The organism is Amycolatopsis sp. NPDC059021 (assembly GCF_042739895.1).
Taxonomy (GTDB): domain Bacteria; phylum Actinomycetota; class Actinomycetes; order Mycobacteriales; family Pseudonocardiaceae; genus Amycolatopsis.
This window is the reverse complement of the sequence record NZ_JBHYIQ010000023.1, coordinates 61,100-81,814: the sequence shown is the minus strand read 5'-3', so window position 1 is coordinate 81,814 and position 20,715 is coordinate 61,100. Positions and strand designations below refer to the sequence as shown.

17 protein-coding genes are annotated in these 20,715 nt (G+C 70.5%); 10 read left to right on the top strand and 7 right to left on the bottom strand.

Features of this window, described 5'->3' with window-relative positions; translation table 11 throughout:
• Window positions 1-2 precede the first annotated feature (2 nt).
• The 3 genes from ACFWX1_RS16450 to ACFWX1_RS16440 all read right to left on the bottom strand — a co-directional run bounded on the left by ACFWX1_RS16450 (window position 3) and on the right by ACFWX1_RS16440 (window position 4,866).
• Window positions 3-668: a DUF4097 family beta strand repeat-containing protein gene (locus ACFWX1_RS16450; protein ID WP_378388034.1), complete on the bottom strand. Its 666-nt coding sequence runs from the start codon at window positions 666-668 to the stop codon at window positions 3-5.
• Window positions 669-1,402: 734 nt separating this feature from the next.
• On the bottom strand, window positions 1,403-2,695 hold the full coding sequence (locus tag ACFWX1_RS16445; protein ID WP_378388032.1) for a class I SAM-dependent methyltransferase: 1,293 nt from the start codon (window positions 2,693-2,695) through the stop codon (window positions 1,403-1,405).
• Between the two features lie 113 nt (window positions 2,696-2,808).
• Window positions 2,809-4,866 carry a phosphocholine-specific phospholipase C gene (locus ACFWX1_RS16440; RefSeq protein ID WP_378388030.1) on the bottom strand — a complete coding sequence of 686 codons (2,058 nt, stop codon included), beginning with the start codon at window positions 4,864-4,866 and terminating at the stop codon, window positions 2,809-2,811.
• A gap of 317 nt (window positions 4,867-5,183) precedes the next feature.
• Here ACFWX1_RS16440 and ACFWX1_RS16435 point away from each other — a divergent pair, with 317 nt between their 5' ends.
• The 5 genes from ACFWX1_RS16435 to ACFWX1_RS16415 all read left to right on the top strand — a co-directional run bounded on the left by ACFWX1_RS16435 (window position 5,184) and on the right by ACFWX1_RS16415 (window position 10,760).
• Window positions 5,184-5,804: a CBS domain-containing protein gene (locus ACFWX1_RS16435; protein ID WP_378388028.1), complete on the top strand. Its 621-nt coding sequence runs from the start codon at window positions 5,184-5,186 to the stop codon at window positions 5,802-5,804.
• Window positions 5,801-6,691, top strand: coding sequence for a universal stress protein (locus ACFWX1_RS16430; RefSeq protein WP_378388026.1), 891 nt, complete (start codon window positions 5,801-5,803; stop codon window positions 6,689-6,691). Before ACFWX1_RS16435 ends, ACFWX1_RS16430 begins: the two co-directional genes overlap by 4 nt.
• A gap of 137 nt (window positions 6,692-6,828) precedes the next feature.
• Window positions 6,829-7,869: an Acg family FMN-binding oxidoreductase gene (locus ACFWX1_RS16425; RefSeq protein WP_378388024.1), complete on the top strand. Its 1,041-nt coding sequence runs from the start codon at window positions 6,829-6,831 to the stop codon at window positions 7,867-7,869.
• A 53-nt stretch (window positions 7,870-7,922) separates the two neighbouring features.
• Window positions 7,923-9,626, top strand: coding sequence for a GAF domain-containing protein (locus ACFWX1_RS16420; protein WP_378388098.1), 1,704 nt, complete (start codon window positions 7,923-7,925; stop codon window positions 9,624-9,626).
• Window positions 9,627-9,770: 144 nt separating this feature from the next.
• Window positions 9,771-10,760, top strand: a complete 990-nt coding sequence (locus tag ACFWX1_RS16415; protein WP_378388022.1) for an Acg family FMN-binding oxidoreductase — start codon at window positions 9,771-9,773, stop codon at window positions 10,758-10,760.
• A 10-nt stretch (window positions 10,761-10,770) separates the two neighbouring features.
• Here the strand turns inward: ACFWX1_RS16415 and ACFWX1_RS16410 are convergent, their stop codons facing one another.
• Window positions 10,771-11,136, bottom strand: coding sequence for a hypothetical protein (locus ACFWX1_RS16410; RefSeq protein WP_378388020.1), 366 nt, complete (start codon window positions 11,134-11,136; stop codon window positions 10,771-10,773).
• A gap of 230 nt (window positions 11,137-11,366) precedes the next feature.
• Here ACFWX1_RS16410 and ACFWX1_RS16405 point away from each other — a divergent pair, with 230 nt between their 5' ends.
• Both ACFWX1_RS16405 and ACFWX1_RS16400 read left to right on the top strand, forming a co-directional pair.
• On the top strand, window positions 11,367-12,476 hold the full coding sequence (locus ACFWX1_RS16405; protein ID WP_378388019.1) for a helix-turn-helix domain-containing protein: 1,110 nt from the start codon (window positions 11,367-11,369) through the stop codon (window positions 12,474-12,476).
• A 43-nt stretch (window positions 12,477-12,519) separates the two neighbouring features.
• Window positions 12,520-13,632 (top strand): hypothetical protein, encoded by a 1,113-nt coding sequence (locus tag ACFWX1_RS16400; RefSeq protein ID WP_378388017.1) that lies wholly within the window; start codon window positions 12,520-12,522, stop codon window positions 13,630-13,632.
• Here ACFWX1_RS16400 and ACFWX1_RS16395 read toward each other — a convergent pair.
• Window positions 13,594-14,118, bottom strand: coding sequence for a GNAT family N-acetyltransferase (locus tag ACFWX1_RS16395; protein ID WP_378388016.1), 525 nt, complete (start codon window positions 14,116-14,118; stop codon window positions 13,594-13,596). The genes ACFWX1_RS16400 and ACFWX1_RS16395 overlap by 39 nt on opposite strands.
• Before the next feature lie 37 nt (window positions 14,119-14,155).
• Complete coding sequence (locus tag ACFWX1_RS16390) at window positions 14,156-15,640, bottom strand: CoA transferase (protein WP_378388014.1); 1,485 nt, start codon at window positions 15,638-15,640, stop codon at window positions 14,156-14,158.
• A gap of 139 nt (window positions 15,641-15,779) precedes the next feature.
• Between ACFWX1_RS16390 and ACFWX1_RS16385 the strand changes: the two genes are divergently transcribed.
• The 3 genes from ACFWX1_RS16385 to ACFWX1_RS16375 all read left to right on the top strand — a co-directional run bounded on the left by ACFWX1_RS16385 (window position 15,780) and on the right by ACFWX1_RS16375 (window position 18,864).
• Window positions 15,780-16,625: a LysR family transcriptional regulator gene (locus ACFWX1_RS16385; RefSeq protein WP_378388012.1), complete on the top strand. Its 846-nt coding sequence runs from the start codon at window positions 15,780-15,782 to the stop codon at window positions 16,623-16,625.
• A 99-nt stretch (window positions 16,626-16,724) separates the two neighbouring features.
• Window positions 16,725-17,474, top strand: a complete 750-nt coding sequence (locus ACFWX1_RS16380) for a 3-hydroxybutyrate dehydrogenase (protein WP_378388011.1) — start codon at window positions 16,725-16,727, stop codon at window positions 17,472-17,474.
• Between the two features lie 49 nt (window positions 17,475-17,523).
• Window positions 17,524-18,864 (top strand): MFS transporter, encoded by a 1,341-nt coding sequence (locus tag ACFWX1_RS16375; RefSeq protein ID WP_378388009.1) that lies wholly within the window; start codon window positions 17,524-17,526, stop codon window positions 18,862-18,864.
• Here ACFWX1_RS16375 and ACFWX1_RS16370 read toward each other — a convergent pair.
• Complete coding sequence (locus ACFWX1_RS16370; protein ID WP_378388005.1) at window positions 18,830-20,584, bottom strand: helix-turn-helix domain-containing protein; 1,755 nt, start codon at window positions 20,582-20,584, stop codon at window positions 18,830-18,832. The two genes, ACFWX1_RS16375 and ACFWX1_RS16370, sit on opposite strands and share 35 nt — an antisense overlap.
• Between the last annotated feature and the right edge of the window lie 131 nt (window positions 20,585-20,715).

The window sequence follows — 20,715 nt, the reverse complement described above, 5'->3', positions numbered from 1 at the left end:
GTTCAGAGGCTGCGGGCGGCGATGTCGCCGTGGGACGTGGTGGCGTGGATCTCGAGTTCGGCCGTCCCGTTGTTCTTGAGGGTGTTGCTGATGCGGCCGTAGGAGGTGCCCGCGTCGAGGGAGGCCGAGACCCCGGCGGCGGCGCCGACGGAGATGCCACCGGACTGGGTGGTGAGCACGACCGTGCCGCGGGTCGCCTCGGTGATCCGGATGTCGCCCCGGGTGGTGCTGATCCGGGCGGGGCCGTGCAGGCGGCCGACCTCGACGTCGCCGTCGACCGCGGTGAGGCGGACACCGTCGGCCTCGTCGATCTTGATCCGGCGGTACGCGCCGTCGAAGGCGACTTCACCCAGTCGGCCGACGCCGCGCAGCTCGGCGGCACCGGTCGTGGCCTCGACGCGGGAGCCGGCGGGCAGCTGGATGGTGACCCGCAGGGATCCGGTCGGGCCGAAGTACTGGTTCTTGGCCGCGGGGGTGTGGATCCGCAGGACGCCGTCGGTGTAGTCGACCGTGGTCAGCTCGGCCGCCTTCACGTCGCGGCCCTTCGTGGCGTCGGCGGGCAGGACCTCGACCACGGTATCGGCCCGGTCGGCGGCGACGAGCTGGACGCTTCCCGCGGGGATGTCCAGGACGGCGGAGATCGGGGCCGGGGTGGCGAACTTCTGCATCGTGCTCTCCTGACTGTTCGGGCTCCCCGCTGTCCGGGGCGCTGAAACCACGATCGCCCGCCCGGCTGACACCACCCGGCCACCGGGCTGACACGGTCCTGTCATGCCATCGGGCCTGCTCGCCGTGTTCCGGCGGCGGTCCGGACAGGGAGGCCCGGCACCCGGCTGCCGTGACGGCCGCGGCATGGGGCGTGGCGACCGTGGACGGCGGGTACGCGCTGGCCACCGCGCTCGTCTCGGGTGCGGTGATCGTGGTGCTCGCCGTGCGGACGGCGTGGACGTGAACGATCGTCGCTTACCCGGGTGACCTCGGCACGCACCGCTGACGCAGGGCAGGACGATGACATCCGAATTCCGGGGAAAGCGTGAATCGCCGCTCAGCGCGTCAATGCGATCGGCGTATACTGAGGGGTGCGACGCCGCCCTCCCGCGCGAAAAACCGAATCACTTTTTCCGGCACTCTCTGGACCTAGGAGTGGGAGCAATGGAAGGTCGCGTCGAGGCCACGGGCTACGGCTGGACCGTGGGCATCGAGGACAATCTCATCCTGTTTCGTCGCTTGCACGCGACGCACGAGCAAACCAGTATCCCGCTGCGCGACGTCGTCCGGGGGGGCCCCCGGCCACCCCCCGGGGGGGTCAAGGGCGTGGTCGTCGGCCGCCATAACCAAAATGAAACCACCAGAGTGCACTTCACCCGGAGTCAGGCACCCGATTTCGCGAAATTGTATTCATCTATTCAGGCTGCCCTGTCGCATCTCGCTTAGCGAGTACCTGGTCGACGCCGATCCGGTTCCGCTCGAAGGCGAGCGCGGAGGCGGCGAGGTAGAGCCGCCATACCCTGGCCCGCCCCGGCGTGACCAGGGCGATCGCCTCTGCCCAGTGCGTTTCCAGGTTCCGTACCCAGGCACGCAGTGTCGGCCCGTAGTGTTCGCGCAGCGCTTCGACGTGCCGGATCTCGAAGCCGGTGTCCTCGATCAGTTTCACCGTCGTGCCGAGCGGCGTCAGCTCCCCGTCGGGGAAGACGTACCGGTCGATGAACTCGTCGAGGCGGTAGGCTTTTTCGTCCGGCATCGGGCGGCGGGAGATCTGGTGGTTCAGTAGCCGTCCTCCTGGTTCGAGCAGGCCGTACAACGTCTCGGCGTACTGGCGATACCGGGCCGAGCCCACGTGTTCGGCCATCCCGATCGAGCAGATCGCGTCATAGGGGCCGTCGGTGATCTCCCGGTAGTCCTGGATCCGGATGTCCACCCGATCGGACAGCCCGGCGTGAGCGACGCGTTCGCGTGCCAGCGCGGCCTGCTCGGCGGAAATGGTGACGCCCACCGCGCGGGCGCCGTAGTGCCGCGCGGCGTGCAGCGCCATCGAACCCCAGCCGCAGCCGACGTCGAGCAGCCGATCTCCCTCGCGCAGGTCCAGCTTGCGGCAGACCAGATCGAGTTTGGCGGCCTGGGCGTCCTCCAGGGTGCCGAGCCCGCCGTCGGGGCCGTTCCAGTAGGCGCAGGAATAGACCATGGACGGGCCGAGCAGCAGCGCGTAGAAGTCGTTGCCCACGTCGTAGTGGTGGCTGATCGCCGCGCGGTCACGCCGCACGCTGTGCCGCGTGCCGCGCCGCCGCCGGTTTTCCTCCGGCGGTGGCGCCGGGGGAAAGCCGGGGCCACCGGCCAGAAGCACCATCTCGCGCAGCGCGGACATGGTCTGCCGGTCCCGCATTGTCGCGAGCGCGCGGCGCGCGTCGCGGTGCCACGATCGAGTGGCGTCGTGCTCGTCGACGAATCCGGCCAGCCGCTCCAGCGCGTCGAAGAGGTCACCGTCGACGTCGAGCTCGCCCGCGACCCACGCGCGAGCCAGGCCGAGTTTGCCCGGCCGCCACAGCAACCGCCGCAGCGCGCGCCGGTCACGGAACACCAGCGCTGGCGCGTCCGGGGGCCCCGCTTCGCTGCCGTCCCAGGCACGTATCCGTACGGGTAACGGGTCGCCGAGGACCGGCGTCATCGCCGCCGCCAGCCGGTCCGCCTTGCGCGCCATCGCGTACCTCCCTGAGGCAGTGTGCGACGCCACGTATCGGCGGGCAACCGGGTACACCTTCGTGGCTGAGCGCACCGGGCCGTGCGCCGGGGCACGGCCTCGCCGCGGGCCGGTCAGCGGGTGACGATGGCCGGATCGCTGGTGCCGGGCTTGCCGTTTTCGACGTGTCCGGCGAAGCGGCGCAGGAACGCCTTGTCCGTGCTCGAAGTGACGGTGATGTCGTACCAGTGGTGGTTCGCGCCGAGGGGTTCGGTGTGGGACACGGTCTGTCCCGGTTTCACCGTGAAGGTCGCCTTCCGCCCCCGGTAGGACTCGGTGAGGCTCAGGCGGCATTCGGCCGTGCCCGTGTTGGTCATGACGAGCTCGACGGCGTCGTTCGCGGGGCGGTGGCGGGCGGTGATCTCCGGGCCCGCGGCCGTGGTGTACCCGGCGAAGCCACGCAGGAAACCGTTCGGGCCGTGCACCGTGAGGTCGTATTTTCCTTGCTGCCCACCGGTGTGCCAGGTGTCGGCGATCGTCTTTCCCGCTTCGGTGGTGTACGTCCACGGCCCGTCCTTGCGGTTGCCGGACCGGACGTGGAAGCACACGCCGGCCGGGCCACCGCCGAAGGTCAGGGTCAGTCCGCCGATCGAGGGAGACACGACCACGTCGGTCCACGGCGCGTAGCGAAGCGGACGGGTGTGTTTCGAACCGGATTCCTGTTTGGGCAACACGGGATGCGCGGGCGGAGTGGAGCGGTAGACGGGTTCCGCCGGGGGTTTGCCATGGGGCTCGTACGCGGCGGTGCTCGGCAGTGACGGCTTCGCGGGGTGTTGCAGGGTGAAGTCGAAGGCGGCGGTGAGGTCGCCGCACACGGCGCGCCGCCACGGCGAGATGTTCGGTTCGCGCACGCCGAAACGGGTTTCCATGAGACGGAGGATCGACGTGTGGTCGAACACCTCGGAGCACACGAAACCGCCGGTGCTCCACGGCGAGACGACGAGCATGGGGACACGCTGGCCGAGGCCGTAGGGGCCGGCCGGATTGCCGGGGCTGCCGGGGTACTGCTCGCCGGTGGTGGCGACGGTGGACAGGCCCCGGTCGGCCGACGACGGCGGGAAGGGCTGGGGCACGTGGTCGAAGAAGCCGTCGTTCTCGTCGTAGGTGATGAGCAGGACGGTCTTGCTCCACACGTCGGGATTCGACGTGAGCGCTTCGAGGACGCGGGAGATGTACCAGGCGCCGTAGTTCGGCGGCCAGTTCGGGTGTTCGCAGAAGGCTTCCGGCGCGGCGATCCAGGAGATCTTCGGGAGTTTCCCGGCTTTGACGTCGGCGGTGAGGACGTCGAAATAGCCGTCGCCCTTCTTCGCGTTCGTGCCGGTGCGCGCCTTGTCGTAGAGCGGCTGACCGGGTTTGGCGTCGCGGTAGGAAGTGAAGTACAGCAACGAGTTGTCGCCGTAGTTGCCGCGGTAGGGATCGTCGATCCAGCCCCACTTGCCCGCCTTGTCGAGGCCGTCCCCGATGTCCTGATAGAACTTCCAGGAGACGCCCGCCTTTTCGAGACGCTCGGGGTAGGTCGTCCAGCCGTAGCCCGCCTCTTCGTTGCCGATGACGGGGCCGCCGCCCTTCCCGTCGTTGCCGACGTAGCCGGTGTACATGTAGTACCGGTTCGGGTCGGTCGGCCCGTTCAGCGAGCAGTGGTAGGCATCGCAGACGGTGAACGCGTCGGCGAGCGCGTAGTGGAACGGGATGTCCTCACGCGTCAGGTAGGCCATGGTCCGCGCGGTCTTGGCCGGGATCCACTGGTCGGCCTTGCCCTGGTTCCAGGCGCGGTGCCCGCCTGCCCAGCCGTGGTCGAGGCCTTCGATGCAGCGCATGCCCAGACCGGAGTCGGCGGGGTGATAGGGCAGCACGTCCTTGCCGCCGTCGGACTGGTACCAGACCGGTTTGCCGCTGTCGAGTGTGATGGGCCGGGGGTCGCCGAGGCCGCGGACGCCCTTCATCGAGCCGAAGTAGTGATCGAAGGAGCGGTTCTCCTGCATCAGCACGACGATGTGCTCGACGTCGGCGAGCGTGCCGGTGCGGCGCGCGGCGGGGATGGCGGCGGCGCGGGCGATGCTGTCCGACAACGCCGTGAGGCTCGCGGTCGCCCCGGCGATCTGCAGGAACCGCCTGCGGTTGAGTTCGGCCATGTCCTGGGTCCTCTCGCGCGCTGCGGGATGTGACGCGCCTCATAGGGGCGACTGGTCGTGGACATTTGTACATGTTTCGCGTACTGATGTCCACGCTTCGCCGGCGAAAAGTTGATGAATGCCGCGCGTATTGCGGGTTTTCGAGCACTTTCGTGCACTTCGGGTGCCCGCGACGGGCAGGCCCCGGGCGGCGTGATCTCCTAGTCCACTGTGGACTGACGGGACGTAGGTCCCGTCCGGTGGTGACGAAGGCATGCGGTGCCGAGGGGACCGGCCGGAATAGCGTCGGGTGCAGGCCCCGGACAGGGAGGTAACCCATGCGAGCCCGTGACGTGATGACCTCGCCGGTGATCACCGTCCGCACGGCGACGACGGCGAAGGAGGCGGCGGAAATCCTTGCGCGGCAAGGATTCACGGCGCTTCCGGTGGTGGACGACGACGATCGCCTGATCGGCATCGTCACCGAGGCGGATCTGATCCGCGACCGGATCCCGGCCGATCCGCGCTCGTGCCACGGCGAGGAGCCGCCGCGCCCGCGCGAGGAACCCGGGCTGACCGTGGGCGCGCTGATGACCAGCCCCGCGACCGGGATGTCGCCGGGCACCGACGTCGCCGATCTCACCCGCGCGCTGGTCGGCTCCGGCATCCGCGCGATGCCCGTCGTGGACGGCGCGAGGGTGATCGGCATCGTGACGCGCGGTGACATCGTCCGGGTGCTGGCGCGAGACGATCATGCGATCCTGAACGACGTCCGGCACCACCTGGAGATCTACGGCGGGCCGGACCGCTGGACCGTCGAGGTGGAAGACGGGGTCGTCCGGGTCGTCGACGCCTACGACGACGAAACCGATCGGCATGTGGCGGCCTTGCTGGCCCAGTCCGTCCCTGGCGTGGTGGACGCCCAGGTCGTTTCCGAACACGAGGAGAGCATCCGATGAGCGACACCATCCTGGTCGGGACCGACGGTTCGGACGGCGCGAACCGGGCCGTGGCCTGGGCCGCGGCGACCGCCGCCGTGCACGGCGACGTGCTGAGGATCGTGAGCGCGGTCAACATCGCCGGGCTGTACTACGGCGGTGGCGCGCCGCTCGGCGAGAGCATGCTGAACGACCTGCAGAAGGCGAGCGAAGGTTTCGTCCGCGAGGCGGAGGCACTCGCGCGGTCGCTGCGTCCCGGACTGCGGATCGAGGGCCGGACACAGCCGGAGGCACCGGTGCCACTGCTGGTCGAGCAGTCCCGGGACGCGCGGATGCTCGTCGTCGGCAGTGCCGGGCGTGGCCAGTTCCTGGCGACGGTGCTGGGTTCGACGACGTCGGCACTGGTGGGACACGCGCAGTGCCCGGTCGCGGTGGTGCGCGGCCGGGCGGTCGGCGGCGAGGTCCCGGACGACGGCCCGGTGGTGGCCGGGATCGACGGCAGTCCGACCAGCGAGCGCGCGATCGCCGTGGCGTTCGAGGAGGCGTCGTTGCGGAAGGCGCCGCTGGTGGCGTTGCACGCGTGGAGTGACGTCGTCTACGACTCCGCTCGCGCCACGGCCCGGTTGCTGCCCCAGTGGGAATCACTGGTGGCCGACGAGGAGCGGCTGCTCGCCGAGCGGCTCGCGGGCTGGCAGGAGAAGTACCCCGATGTCGAGATCAGCCGTGACGTGCGGCTGGACCGGCCGCGGCACGCGCTGCTGGAACTGTCCGAACGGGCGCGGCTCGTGGTGGTCGGCAGCCACGGCCGCGGTGGCTTCGCCGGGATGCTGCTGGGCTCGACCGGGCAGGCCCTCGTCCAGCACGCCGGCTGCCCGGTGCTGGTCGTGCGCCCGGAGGTCACCCGCTGACCCGCGGGTGGAAGCCGGGACGCCGCGGTGCCGTCCGCTGCGGGACTGAGGACTCCATGCGCGGGGCCTTTCGCTGTCTTTCACCCGGCAGGCGGAACGTCCAGCATCGGGGGTAACGGGGCGTGATGGAGTCAGGGATGAACGCGGATGCGACAGGGGACTGGTCGGCGGGCGACGTGGAGGTGCTCGCGCGGGCGGTGGTGCGGGCGCCGTCGGTGCACAACACCCAGCCGTGGCGGCTGGCGTTGCCGCCGGCGAGGGCCGAGGTCTTCGAACGTCCCGACCTGGCGCTGAACCGGCACGATCCGGACGGTCGTGACCGGCTCATCTCCTGTGGGGCGGCGTTGACGAACCTGGAGCTCGCCGTCCGGGTGCTCGGCCGCGGAGTGGCGCTCGCGCTTCCCGGGCCCGGTGCGGCGACCACCCTCGCCGGGGCCGTGCTGGTCACCGGGCAGGAGTCCCCGTCCGCGGCGGAACTGCACGCGTACCAGGCGATTTCCCGGCGGCGCAGCCACCGCCGCCGGTTCGCGGACTCCCCGGTCCCCGACGAAGCGGCCACCGCCGTCGCGAACGCGGCGACGGGGCCGGACGTCGTGGCCGCCCCGGTGCGGAAGACTCACCTCCCCGCCTTGGCCGGGCTGTTCGAACGGGCGGCGCGTGTCCTGCGTGGTGACCGCGAATACCAGGCGGAGCTGGCGGAGTGGACGACGGCGTGGCGTCCGGACGGGGTCGGTGACGGACTGCTCGCGCCTTCGCACGGCCGGGCGGGACCACTGTGGGCGGACCTCGTCCCGCCGCGGCACCGGGTCCCGGACCCGCAGACGCTGCTCACCCGGATGGAGCGCGAGCACCTGCTCTTCTTCGTCACGGCGGGTGATGACCGGGCGGATCACGTCCGTGCCGGCATGGCCATGCAGCGCGCGTGGCTGACCGCCGTCGACACGGGGCTCGCCGCTTCCGTGCTGACCCAGCCGCTGCACGTCGCCCCGGTCCGGGAACAGCTGGCGGAACGCCTGCGGTTGCCGGGCGTGCCGCAGCTGGTGATGCGGTTCGGGAGCCCGGCGGAACCGGTGGGCCGCCGGACACCGCGGCGTCCGAGCGCGGAGGTCCTCCACGAGGGACCGGCACGGACCGGGAGGCCGTCGCCTTGGCAGCGGAGTGGCGAGATGGAACCCTGATGGCGCGGGAGGCTTCGCGGAGAGCGCCTCAGGACATTACGGAGCGATGTGTGATGGGTGCGGGGGCGTCGGTACCGGGGTCGCTCACCGGTCTGCGTCTCGACGAGTTGCTGCACGAGGTGCAGGACCGGCTCACCGAGATCGCGAAGACCCGCGATCAGCTGCAGGGGCTCGTGGACGCGGTGATGGCGGTGGCCACCGGTCTGGAGCTGGATTCGACCTTGCAGCGCATCGTGCAGGCCGCGGTCGATCTCGTCGATGCGCGGTACGGAGCCCTCGGTGTGCTCGCCGAGGAAGAGGGATTGTCGGAGTTCGTCTACGTCGGCATCGACGCCGAGACCCGCGCGGGGATGGGACACCTGCCGGAGGGACGCGGCCTGCTCGGGATGCTGATCGAGGATCCGCGCCCGGTACGGGTACCGGATCTGACGCGGCATCCGGCGTCGGTGGGGTTCCCGGCGAATCATCCGCCGATGCACAGTTTTCTCGGCGTTCCGGTGCGGGTGCGGGACAAGGTCTTCGGGAATCTGTATCTCACCGAGAAGCGTGGCGCGGCCGAGTTCACCCCGGACGACGAGGTGGTGCTCGAGGCGCTGGCGGCCGCGGCCGGGGTGGCGATCGACAACGCGCGGATGTTCGAGCGGTCCAAGACCCGGGAACGCTGGCTGGCGGCGGTGGCCGAGATCAACGGCGGCCTGCTGGGCGGGGCGTCGGCGGCGGACACGCTCGGCCTGGTGGTCGAGCGGGCGTGCGAGGTGGTGGCCGCGGACGGCACGTTCATCCTGCTCGGCGAACCCGGCCCGGCGATGTCGGTGAGCGCGGCGTCCGGGGCGAGGGCGGGACTGGTGCTCGGCGCGTCGATCGCCATGGACAACACGGTGATCGACGAGGTCATGACGACCGGGCAACCGCGGCTGGTGCCCGACATCGACTCGGCGCTGCCGGGGGACCCGGAGCCCGCGATGGCCGGATTCGGGCCCGCTGCCGCGGTTCCGCTGGTCAGCACGGCCGGGGTCGGCGGCGTGCTGCTCGCCGTGCGGGACAAGGGCGCGGCGCAGTTCAAACCCGATCAGGTACCGATGCTGTCCTCGTTCGCCGATCAGGCGGCGGTGGCGCTGGAGTTCGCGGACAAGCAGCGCAGCCAGCGGCTGCTGGACGTGCTGGCCGACCGGGACCGCATCGCGCAGGACCTGCACGACCACGTCATCCAGCGGTTGTTCGCGACCGGGATGAGCCTGCAGAGCATCATGCCGCGAGTCGGGGACGAGCTCGCGCGGACCCGGGTCGCGACCGCGGTCGAGCAGCTGGACCAGACCGTGCGGGAGATCCGGACGTCGATCTTCGACCTGCACAGCGCCGGCACCGACGCCTCCTCCAGCCTGCGGCGCAGGCTGCTCGACCTGATCACCGAGCTGACCACGGCGACCACGGTCGCGCCCTCGGTACGGATCTCCGGCGCTGTCGACACACTCGTGCCGGGCGACCTGCGCGAGCACGCCGAAGCCGTGGTCCGGGAGGCGCTGAGCAACGCGCTGCGGCACTCGGGCGCCGACTGGATCTCCGTCGACGTCGTGGCGGGGGACGACCTGGTCATCACGGTCGCCGACAACGGGATCGGCCTCCCCGACGACGTTCCGCGCAGTGGCTTGGACAACCTCCGGCGGCGCGCGGAGCAGAACGACGGGACCGTGGCGTTCACCGCCGGGCCCGGCGGCGGGACCACGGTGACCTGGCGGGCTCCGTTGCGCCAGGCCTGACCGTTCCGGTGCCGCTCCGAGGAGCCCTTGGTTCCGGGAAGGCCGGGACCAACGTCCCGTGAGCCGGGGACCGGTGGTGGCGGCGAGACGGTGTGGCAGCGGGCGAAGCTGGACGGGCAACGGAGTTCGAGCCCGGGAGCTGTGATGACACGCTCACTGTCCATTGTGGTCGATCAGGCGCTCGCGGCGGCGGTGCGGGCTCCGTCGCCGCACAACAGCCAGCCGTGGCGGTTCGCGGTCGACCGCGAGCGGGTGGAGGTCCGGCTGGACCGTGACCGGGTGCTGAGTGTGGCCGATCCGGACGCGCACGAGGCCAGGCTGTCCTGTGGCGCGGCGCTGTTGAATCTCGTCGTTTCCTTGCGCTTTCAGGGTTTCGAGCCGCGCGTGCGGCTGTTGCCCGACGCCGCCGAGCCGGATCTGCTGGCGGTGGTGACCCACGACGGGAACCACCGCGTCTCGGTCGAGGACCAGACGCTCGCCGACGCGGTGTTTCGCAGGCATACCCATCGCCGGCCGTTTCTCGATCGGTCGGTGCCAGCCGGTATCCGGGCCGCGCTCGTTCGTGCGGCGGGCGGTGAGGGTGCCACTCTCCATTTCGTGGACGCCGAGTATGTCCGGCTCACCGCGCTCGCGCGGCGCGCGGAGTTCCTGCAGGCGGGCGATGACGCCTTTCGGGCCGAATCGGCGCGGTGGACGCGCCGCCACGCCGCGAGTCCGGACGGGGTGCCGCTGGGGGCGGCGGGTCCGCCGCCGGATCACGAGGGTGTGGTCGCGTTGCGGGAATCCCACCTCGATCCGGATCTTCCGGTGCGCGCGTATGAGCGGCAGCCCTTGCTCGCGGTCGTGCTCACGCCGGACGCCGGTCCGGCGGCGGATGTCCGCGCGGGCCTGGCGATGCAGCGGGTCCTGCTGACCGCGACCTCGGTGCGGGTGGCGACGTCGTTCCTTTCCCAGCCGTTCGAAGTGGCCTCGACACGAGCCGGGATCACCGAGTTGTTCCGTCCGCTCGGCAGGCCGCACGCGGTGCTGCGGATGGGATACGGCTACTCGGCCGCCTCGTGGACAGGCCGACGGCCTGCCCACGACGTCGTGGCGCGGATCGTGGACGGGGAGAAGCGAAACGGCGGAGGATGACGAGGGCCGGTCAGCGGACCACGACGACCGCGATCATCGTGAGCGCGGCCAGCGCGCCGACCCCGAACACGGTGGCCAGCAGGCCCATCAGGGAACCCGCCGAGCTGAGCAGGGTCGACACGACGGCCGCCACCCGGCGCAGCAGTTTCGCGAACGCGATGGTCAGTATCAGCGCGAGGACGATGGCCAGCGTGGGGCCGGTGGAGACACTCTGCGCGGCCGAGGCGGCTTCGGCCGCCAAGGTTTCGATCGCCGGGTTCATGACATGCGCTCCCCTGAATCGATGGACGCCGTGCGGCACCATGCGCGGTGACGCGACGTCGCGGGTGGCGCGGCCGGGCGGGCCGCGTGGGAGGGTGCTGACGGGGGTGTTCATCGACTCCTGTCCACTCGGACTTCAGGTTATAAACTGAAATTTTGGTATCTCAGCTGCATTCAGGTTAGAGGCCTGTCGGGCAGGTCGGCAATGCCCGTTTCCAGCTTGTTGTATCGAGGTCGGTGCGCGGCGGTACACGCTTGCACGTCAAGGTGTGGCTGACCGGACCACAGGTGTATGGTGCTCGTATTCAGTAGTTGAGCTGAAGTTCAGCCAAGGAGCTGCTCGTCGTGGTATCACCGGTCGGCCCGGCCGTCGAACTCGCGCGGCGCCTGCGGGAGCTGCGCAAGTCCCATTGGCCCGGCGCGCACATCACCCAGCTGCAGCTGGCCAAGGCGCTGGACGGCAGCGGCCCGCTGATCTCGTCGTGGGAGCGGACGTCGCAGCCCGAAACGCCACCGGAGACGCGGCTGGAGGCGTATGCGCGGTTCTTCGCCACCCGGCGCTCGGTGGAGCGGCCGCCGTACCGGCTGCTCGGCCTGGACGAGCTGACCGACGACGAGCGCGCGGAGCGGGACAGGCTGCTCGACGAGCTGAAGGAGCTGCGCGACGCGGCACGCGGGACGGCGAGGGGAAACGCCGACGAGGAGACCGGCGGGCTGCTGCGTTTCCCGCCGCGCGAGGACATCGCGATCGTGTGCGCTCCGCTGCCGCCGGAGATGCGGGCGAAAAATCCCTACTCCGACCCGGACAGCCCGGACTACGACGAGCTGTACAGCTACACCGACCTCGGCGCACTGGTCGAGTTGTACGGCCAGATCCGGGCGCTCAACCCGGGCAACGCGGTCAAGCTGCGGTTGTCGAACGAGCTGACGCTCGCCGACTACACCTCGCACCTGGTGCTGCTGGGCGGCGTCGACTGGAACGAGGCGACCAGGGACCTGTTCCTGCAGCGGCGCCTGGAACTGCCCGTCCGGCAGGTCGCGCGGGACGATTCCGACGACGTCGGCTGGTTCGAGGCGGACACCGAGGACGGCGTGGTGCGGTTCGAACCCCAGCTCCGGGACAACGCCGGCCGCCGGGAGGTGATCGAGGACGTCGCGCACGTCTACCGGGGTCCCAGCCCGTACAACATGGAGCGGACCGTCCTGTCGTTCAACGGGATGTACGCCAGCGGCACGCTGGGGGCGGTGTGCGCGCTGACCGACGTTCGTTTCCGCGAACGTAACGAGAACTACGTACGGGAGCGTCTCCCCGGTTATGCTCAATGGTCTTTGCTGATGCGGGTGAAGATCGTGAACCGGCAAGTGGTGCCTCCCGATTGGACCGATCGGGCGACGCGCCTGCACGAGTGGTCGGCGGCGGTGGGGATTGTCAGAGGCCAGGGGAGGGACGCGTGACCGGAGCAGGTCGTCGCCCAACCATCACGGCTCGCACCGGGCTTTGCTGGAACAGGTCCCGTTTCGCGCGGAGGCCGAGCCGGTGCTCGACGCCATCCTCGTTCCCATCGCCCACGAGACCGCGGAGCTGACCAAGGCGATCGGGTTCGCCGCGCGACTGGACTGCGTCCTCGTCGCCTTCTGCAGTCAACGGGCGTCCGCCGCGGAGGCGGTCCGGCTGGCCGAGGGCCGCGGCGTCGAGCTGGTCGCCGTCGACATCGATGACATGCCCGGCGACCTGCTGCCGGCGTTCGCCACCACCGACGTCCTGCGGGAAGCGGCCTTCGACTACGCGAAGGACACCAGCGCGAAGCGCAATCTGGGACTGGTCTTCGCCCAGTTCGCCGGATGGGAACGGGTGGTGTTCCTCGACGACGACATCCACCTTCCCGACCCGGACGATCTGGAGCGGGCCGCGCAGCTGCTCGACCACTACGAGGTCGTCGGGCTGGAGATCGGCGAGTTCCCGGACAACTCCGTCGTCTGTCACGCTCATCGCGCGACGCACGGCGAGCAGACGACGTTCATCGGCGGTGGCGCGCTGGCGGTCGGGCGCGCGTCGATGGGGTCGTTCTTCCCGAAGATCTACAACGAGGACTGGTTCTTCCTGCTCAACGGCGACCGGCTGCGTCCGGCGGCCGTGATCGGCGCCGCCGAGCAGAAGTTCTACGACCCCTTCGCCACCGAGGAGCGGGCACGGAGCGAGGAATTCGGCGACAGCCTGGCCGAGGGCGTGTTCTGGTTGCTGGATCAGGGCAACGGCCTGGCGGGCGCGTCCGCGGCGTACTGGCGTGAGTTCCTCGATCACCGCTGGCGGTTCATCGGCGAGATCATCGGCAGGCTCGACCGGACCGATCACCCGCCGGAGCGGGCCGGGCGGATCAGGGCCGCGCTGGAGGCCGCCCGCTGCGAAAGCGAGCGGATCACGCCGTCGCTGTGCGTGGACTACCTCACGGCGTGGCGGGAGGACCGCGAGCGCTGGCACAAGCACGTGGAGACGATGTTCGCCGACCACGCGGCCGGGCTGAGCCGTCATCCCGGCGGCACGAGGGCGGAGAAGGTGCTGTGCGAACTCGGGCTAATGGAGTGCGCCGGCTACGTTCGCCGTGGCGAGTGACGGCTCGGCGACGGCGAGGTCCTTGACCAGCACGTAGCACTCTTCGGCTTCCAGCGTTTCGGTGTGGCACACGACGGTGCCGTGGCCCCAGTCCCGGTAGCCGAGGCGTTCGTAGAGCCGGGCCGCGTCGGCGTTGTCGGTACGCACGGCCAGCGCGACCCGATCCTGGTTCTGCTCGCGCAGATGCTGCTCGAGCCGTTCGACGATCGCCGTGCCGATGCCGCGGTTGCGCCGGTCCGGCCGGACCTCGAGGTGGGTCAGCAGCGGGACGCCGGGCAGGTACGCGCGGATCGGCGCCTCCTCGGCCTCCTCCTGCCACAGGTAGACGTCGCCGACCGGGCGTCCGGCCAGCCACGCGACGAACAGCATGCCCCTGCCGTTCTTCTGCCGCTCGTGACGCTCGACGAAGAATCCGTGGTCACCGAACACCTCGGCGAGCGGGCGCAGGTCGCCGAAGCATGCCGGCCGGACTTCGGGCTCGGCCATCGGCAGGTCTCCTGTTCGCCGGACACGTGCTACGAAATTACGTCGCAGGATACTGGGCGGCTCCGGGGACTCGCTCGAGACCCGGTTGAATCCATTCTGGACGGTAGCTGCCCAGCCGAGGGGTAGTACGCGCCCAACGGGGCGGTGTTTCGGACATGCGGATGACGGGTCCGAGGCTCTTGAGATCTCCGTAGACGGTGTCGTCGTCCGTGACCGCGTAGCGCTCGAATTCGTCGGGCCGCAGACGGCCGGGTGCGTCTTCGAAGTCGTGAATCAGTCCTTGACGCTGAAGGAGCATCGCGGACTGGCTGAGCGAGACCTGCACTCGGTAGCTACCACCTTCGCGGCTGCGTCGGGCGAGAGCGAGCATCGCGCCGAAGCTGGCAAGGAAGCCGGTGAGGAAGTCGCAGAGGTAAACCGGGGTGAGCCGGGGGCGGCCGGCGTTCGTAGCGTTCCCCTGGATGTCGCAGATCCCGGTGACCGCCTGGGCGATCTGGTCCCAGCCCGCACGGGTACCGAACGGACCGCCCGACCCGAAACAGTTGACGCTCACGTACACCAGTCCGGGGCGCAATTCCGCGAGTTCTTCGGCGCCGAACCCGTGTGCTTCCAAGCGGTGCGGGCGGTAGCCCTCCAGGAACACATCGGCGTCGCGAGTCAGGTCGCGCAGGCGCGCCGCCTCCTCCGGCTTGGTGAAGTCGAGGTAGGTGCTGCGCTTGCCGTGGCTGGTGTCCCGCACGAACGGGGGCACCTGCGGCAGGTGCGGGGCGGTCACCATGAGCACGTCCGCTCCGTGCTCGGCCAGGCTCAGCCCGGCGGTCGGACCGGCGAGGATGCGGGTGAGGTCGAGCACCCGGACGCCGGGAAGGGGTTCGGCGCCGCCGGGCAGGGGCTCGGGCGCGCTGTCGCCGATCCTGGTGATTTCGACGACCGGGCGCGAGGCGAGATGAGCGCCGTGCGGATGGGTCAGCCATTCCGCCGCGGTGCGGACGATTCCGCCGCACGCGCCCGCGGCGGCGATGGCGTCTTCGAGATCGTCCGCTTTCCAGGTGCGGACGGCGGCTTCGACCGACGCGGGAGTGGCCTCGCAGTTCAGGACGTCCAGCACCCGGCGTTCGAGGTGCGGCAGATTGAAATGCGGCACGAACCACCGGTCGTCGGCGGTCCGCCAGGGCTGGGTGAGCGACACCATGTGCTCGACGTCGGGGGAGAGCGGAACCGGCCGGTATTCGCCGGAAGCGTCGCGTACGAGGGTCATGTCCTCGCCGCCGAGGGCCGTCGCGGCAGCGGCTCGCACGTCGACGGCGATGCGCTGGCGACGGCCGGTTCGCAGTTCCCACAGGTCGTTCGCCGCGACCGCGCGGGCCGCCAGGGCGTCGGCGAGGGTCGCGCCGATCCGGAACGGCGAGGCGAACAGCGGATCCGAGCCGCTGATCGTCACCTCGTCGGCGGTGGGCCTGCTTCCACCTCGGATTGCCATGAGTTCGTCGAACGCACGCGGATTCTCAGGTGTCTTGGTCATCGTGTTCCTTGCTTGTCTTCCGTACTTCCGTGTGGGGGTGATCTGCGCGATTTCGACGGTAGGCAGCCGGAAGAGCGGCGTGAAATGCCTGTTGAGGGCGATCCATGCGTCCCCGGCATAGATCGGTAGGGTGGTCCTCGTGGAGGTGGAACTACGGCACCTGCGGGCGTTCGTCGCGGTCGCGACGCGGCGTTCGTTCACGGCGGCCGGTGGTGACCTCCTGATCACCCAGCCCGCGCTGTCCCGCACCATCCAGCAGCTGGAAGCGGCGGTGGGGGCCCGGTTGCTGGAGCGCACGTCGCGCAGCGTCGAACTCACCGACACCGGCAGGGAACTGCTGGAGCGCTTGCGTGTCGTACTCCACGACCTCGACGCGGCCTTGATCGCCGCGCGCGGGCGGGCGAGCCTGCGGATCGGTTTCCAATGGGCGTTGCCCGACCCGTGGATCAGCGATCTGCTGGCGGCGTTCGAGACCGCCACGGGCGCGACGGCGACGCTGGTGCGCCGGGACGACATCGTGACGGCCCTGCACTCCGGGGACGTCGATGTCGCCTTGGTGCGTGCCCCGGTGCACGCTTCGGGCATCACGCAGACGGTGCTGTTCGAAGAAGAGCGGGTCGCGGCGGTTTCCGCCGAATCGCCGCTGGCCGCCCGCGCGGAGCTGGAGTGGGCGGAGCTGACCGCGTACCCGCTCGTCGTCAACACCGTGAGCGGGGCGACGAGTGCCGACCTGTGGCCACCGGAACAGCGGCCGGAACGCGTGCTCGAATGCGGCAGCTACGACGAGTGGCTCGCCATCATCGCCGCCGGTCGCGGCGTCGGCTCGACGACCACCTCGGCCGCCGAGACGCACATCCACGCGCGGGTCGCCCACGTGCCGCTGACCGGCGCGCCACCGGTGGCCGTGCGACTGCTGTGGCCCACTCGCCGCCGGAGCGACGCGCTGCTGCGGCGCTTCGGCGAACTCGCGTCCGCCGTCCGGTAAGGCCCCGGCGGACGTGTGCTCCGCCGCCATGTCCCGAGGGCGGGTTGTGGGTTCCGCGGACATGGCCGGTGTCCGCGCGCTGGCTTACCGTTCTGCGCCATGACCAGCGAGTTGAGTGGGCGGACCGCTCTGGTGACCGGGGGCGCGAGCGGGATCGGACTGGCCTGTGTCCGGGCGTTGGCGGCCGCCGGTGCGAAGGTGCACGTGGCCGACATCGACGCCGCCGGGGCCGAGCGCGCGGCCGCCGAGAGCGGCGGATGGGCGCACGCCGCGGACCTGACCGATCCCGCCGCGATCGAGGCGCTGCCCGCCGACGTCGACATCCTGGTGAACAACGCCGGGATCCAGTACGTTGCCGCGCTGCCGGACTTCCCGCCGGAGCGGTTCAGGATGATCCAGGACCTCATGGTGACCGCGCCGTTCCTGCTGATCCGCCGCGTCCTTCCGGCGATGTACACGGCGGGCTGGGGCCGGATCGTGAACATTTCGAGCGTGCACGGAGTGCGGGCCAGCCCGTACAAGGCCGCCTACGTCGCGGCGAAACACGCGCTCGAAGGCCTGTCGAAAGTGTCCGCTTTGGAGGGTGCGGAGCACGGGGTGACGAGCAACTGCGTCAGTCCTGGCTACGTGCGGACCCCGCTGGTCGACGGCCAGCTCGACGCGCAGGCCGCCGAACACGGCATTTCGCGTGACGACGTCGTCGGGCAGGTGCTGATGCGGCACGCGGCGATCAAGCGGCTGATCGAACCCGCCGACGTCGCCTCCCTGGTGGTGTGGCTGTGCGGCCCGCACGCGGACCACGTCACCGGCGCGTCCCTTCCGCTCGACGGCGGCTGGACCGCCGCCTGAAAACCCTTGCCCCCCAACACCCTGGCCCCCCGACGAAGTGGAGTCCACAGTGCACACAGCGAACCGGCCGCCGATCGCCAGGATCGTCGGCGCGAGCCTGATCGGGACCACCATCGAGTGGTACGACTTCTTCCTCTACACCTCGGCCGCGGCGCTGGTGTTCAACAAGCTGTTCTTCCCGGCGTCGGATCCGCTCACCGGTACGCTGCTGGCGTTTCTCACCTATGCCGTCGGATTTCTCGCTCGCCCGATCGGCGGACTGGTCTTCGGGCACTTCGGCGACCGGCTCGGCCGCAAGAAACTCCTCATTCTCAGCCTCGTGCTGATGGGCGGTTCGACGTGTGCGATGGGGGTGCTCCCGACCTTCGCCACAGCGGGCGTCGCGGCACCGCTGCTGCTTACCTTTTTGCGGCTGGTACAGGGTTTCGCGCTCGGCGGTGAATGGGGCGGGGCGGTGCTCATCGTGTCCGAGCACGGCGACGAGAAGCGGCGCGGCTTCTGGGCGTCGTGGCCGCAGTGCGGCGCGCCCGGTGGCAACCTCCTGGCCACCGCGGTGCTGGCGATTCTGGCCGCCACGCAGTCGGACGCGACGTTCCTGGCGTGGGGCTGGCGGATCCCGTTCCTGCTCTCGGGCGTGCTGCTGCTGATCGGGCTGTGGATCCGGCTGGCCGTCGCCGAATCCCCGGTTTTCCTTGCCGCGCGACGACAAGCGGCCGAACGCGGCGAGAAGCACGTGCCGGTGGTCGACGTCTTCCGCCGCAACGGGCGCCAGGTGCTGGTCACGATCGGCGCGCGGATGGCGGAGAACGTGTCCTACTACGTGCTCACCGCGTTCATCCTGGTCTACGTCACCACCGGGCTGCACCTGCCGAAGGGGACCGGGCTCACCGCGGTGCTGATCGGCTCGGCGGTGCACTTCGTGACGATTCCGTTGTGGGGCCTGCTTTCCGACCGGGTCGGCCGCAAACCGGTGTACCTGTTCGGCGCGATCGCCATGGCCGTGTGGGGCTTCGCGTTCTTCGCGCTGCTGGACACGAAATCGACGGCGGTGATCGTCGTGGCCACCACGATCGGGCTCGTGCTGCACGGTGCCATGTACGGGCCGCAGGCGGCGTTCTTCGCCGAGCAGTTCCCGACTCGCGTCCGCTACACCGGGCTCTCCGTCGGCGGCCAGCTGTCCTCGATCGCCGCCGGTGCCGTCGCCCCGCTGATCGCGGTCGCGCTCTTCCAGCGCTGGGGCAGCACGATCCCGGTCTCGCTCTACGTCGCCGCGATGTGCGCGCTGACCGTGGTGGCGCTGCTGGCGGCCCGGGAGACGCGGGGAACGTCGCTGCACAGCGAGGATTCCGACGAAGCTATCGTCGTGGTGCCGTCGCGCGGTGGAGTTTGAGCGCGAGCTGGATTTCCAGGGAGCGTTCCGGTTCCTGCCAGTCCTCGCCCAGCAGGGTGGCGACCCGCTCCAGCCGCTGCGTGACGGTGTTGACGTGGACGTGGAGGCTCTTGCACGCACGGGCCGGGCTGCGTCCCGCCGCGAAATAAGCCTCCACAGTGGACACCAGTTCGGTTCCCCGGCGCCGGTCGTAGTCGAGAACGGGGCCTAGGACGTCGTGCAGGAAGCCCTGGAGATCGCTGTGCTTGCCGATGACCAGCCCCAGGAAACCCAGATCGCGCAGGCACGCGCCCTCGCCGACACGGTCGAAAGCGAGCAGAGCGTCGAGGCAGCGGGTCGCCTCGTCGTGCGCGCCGGGTATCGCCGCCAGGCCCGTGGCAGGTCCGGCGGCGCCGGTGGTGACACCGAGTTCGGCGGCGACCGCGCGGGCCGCCGCGCCGGGATCGTGGCCGGGCAGGAGCAGGATGTGCCTGCCGTGGTGGCGGGTGGCCAGCCCCGCCCGGGTGGTGGCGAGGCGGACGAGGACACGGCCGAGCTGGTGCGGCTCGTGCACACCGGAGTCCACGACCACCACGGTGTGCGGCCTGCCGAGGTCGATGCCCAGCGCGTCGGCGCGGGCGGCCAGCCGGTCGGGGTCGCGGTGCGGGGTGAGGATGAGGTCGGCGAGCAGGTCGCCGCGGACCCGGTGCTCGGCCTCCGCGGCCGAGCGGCGCAACAGCAGCAGCACGGCCGTGGCCAGCGCGGCCCGCTCGAGGATCCGCTGCTCCCCGTCGTCCAGCCCGGTTTCCCGGGACAGCACCAGCGCGCCCAGTTGCTCGGCACCCGCGGCGATGCGGGCGATCCACCGGCCCTCGCTGCGGGTGACCCGGGAATGCGCGCGGGCGACGGCGATGGCGTTCTCGTCATCGAACTCACCGCAGAGCCGGCGGCCGGTGGCGTCGAGCACCAGCAGACTGCCGCCGAGCACGTCGGTCACGGCGCCGGCGACGTCGGAGAGGCTGCCGCCGCGCAGGACGAGGTCGGTGAGCCGATCATGGGCGTCGGCGGCGCGTTCCAGGGACGCGGTGCGTTCCCGCAGCAGCTGGGTCGTGGTGGCCAGTTCGGTCAGCGCGGCACGGGTTTCCTGCAGCCTGCGGGCATTGTCGATGGCGATCGCGGCGTGGTCGGCCAGCGAGCCGAGCAGCGAGACCTCCTCGGCGGGGAACGGCCGTTGCCTGCGGTCGGCCGCGAAGAGCACGCCGATCACCGACGAGCCCAGCCGCAGCGGCACGCCGAGGATGCCGATCAGCCCTTCCTCGGCGACCGCGTCGTCGATGGACCGGGTGTGCTGGAACCGCGAATCGGACGGGTAATCCGGGGTGGCGTACGGGGCCGCGGTCTGCGCGACCAGGCCACCGAGACCGGCGCCCATCGGCAGCCGCAGCCGCTGGAACGCGGCGGACACCGAGCCCGATGTCATACGCATGTAGGTGTCGCCGCGTCCGGGGTCGTGCAGGGCCAGGTAGGACACGTCCGCCTGCAGCAGGGCGCGGGCGCGGTGCACGATGGCCTGCAGCACCTGGTCGAGGTCGCGCAGCGCGGCGAGATCGCCCGCGGTCCGGAACAACGCGGCCAGCTCGGCCTCGCGGCGGCGGCGTCGTTCGAGTTCCTGGTAGATGTCCTCGGCCATGGTGCCCAGCCTGTGCCATCGGCCGGTGAGCTTCGCGGCCCTTCCGGACATCGTCATCTCCACGTGACCCGTGCGCCAGGTCGCGGCCTGTGTCCACAAAGGACTCTCGTGCCGTGGGGCCTCCGCCCGGCGTCGCGAACGCTCCGTTGCCGACGATGAGCGTCCCGAACGGAGCGTTCGCG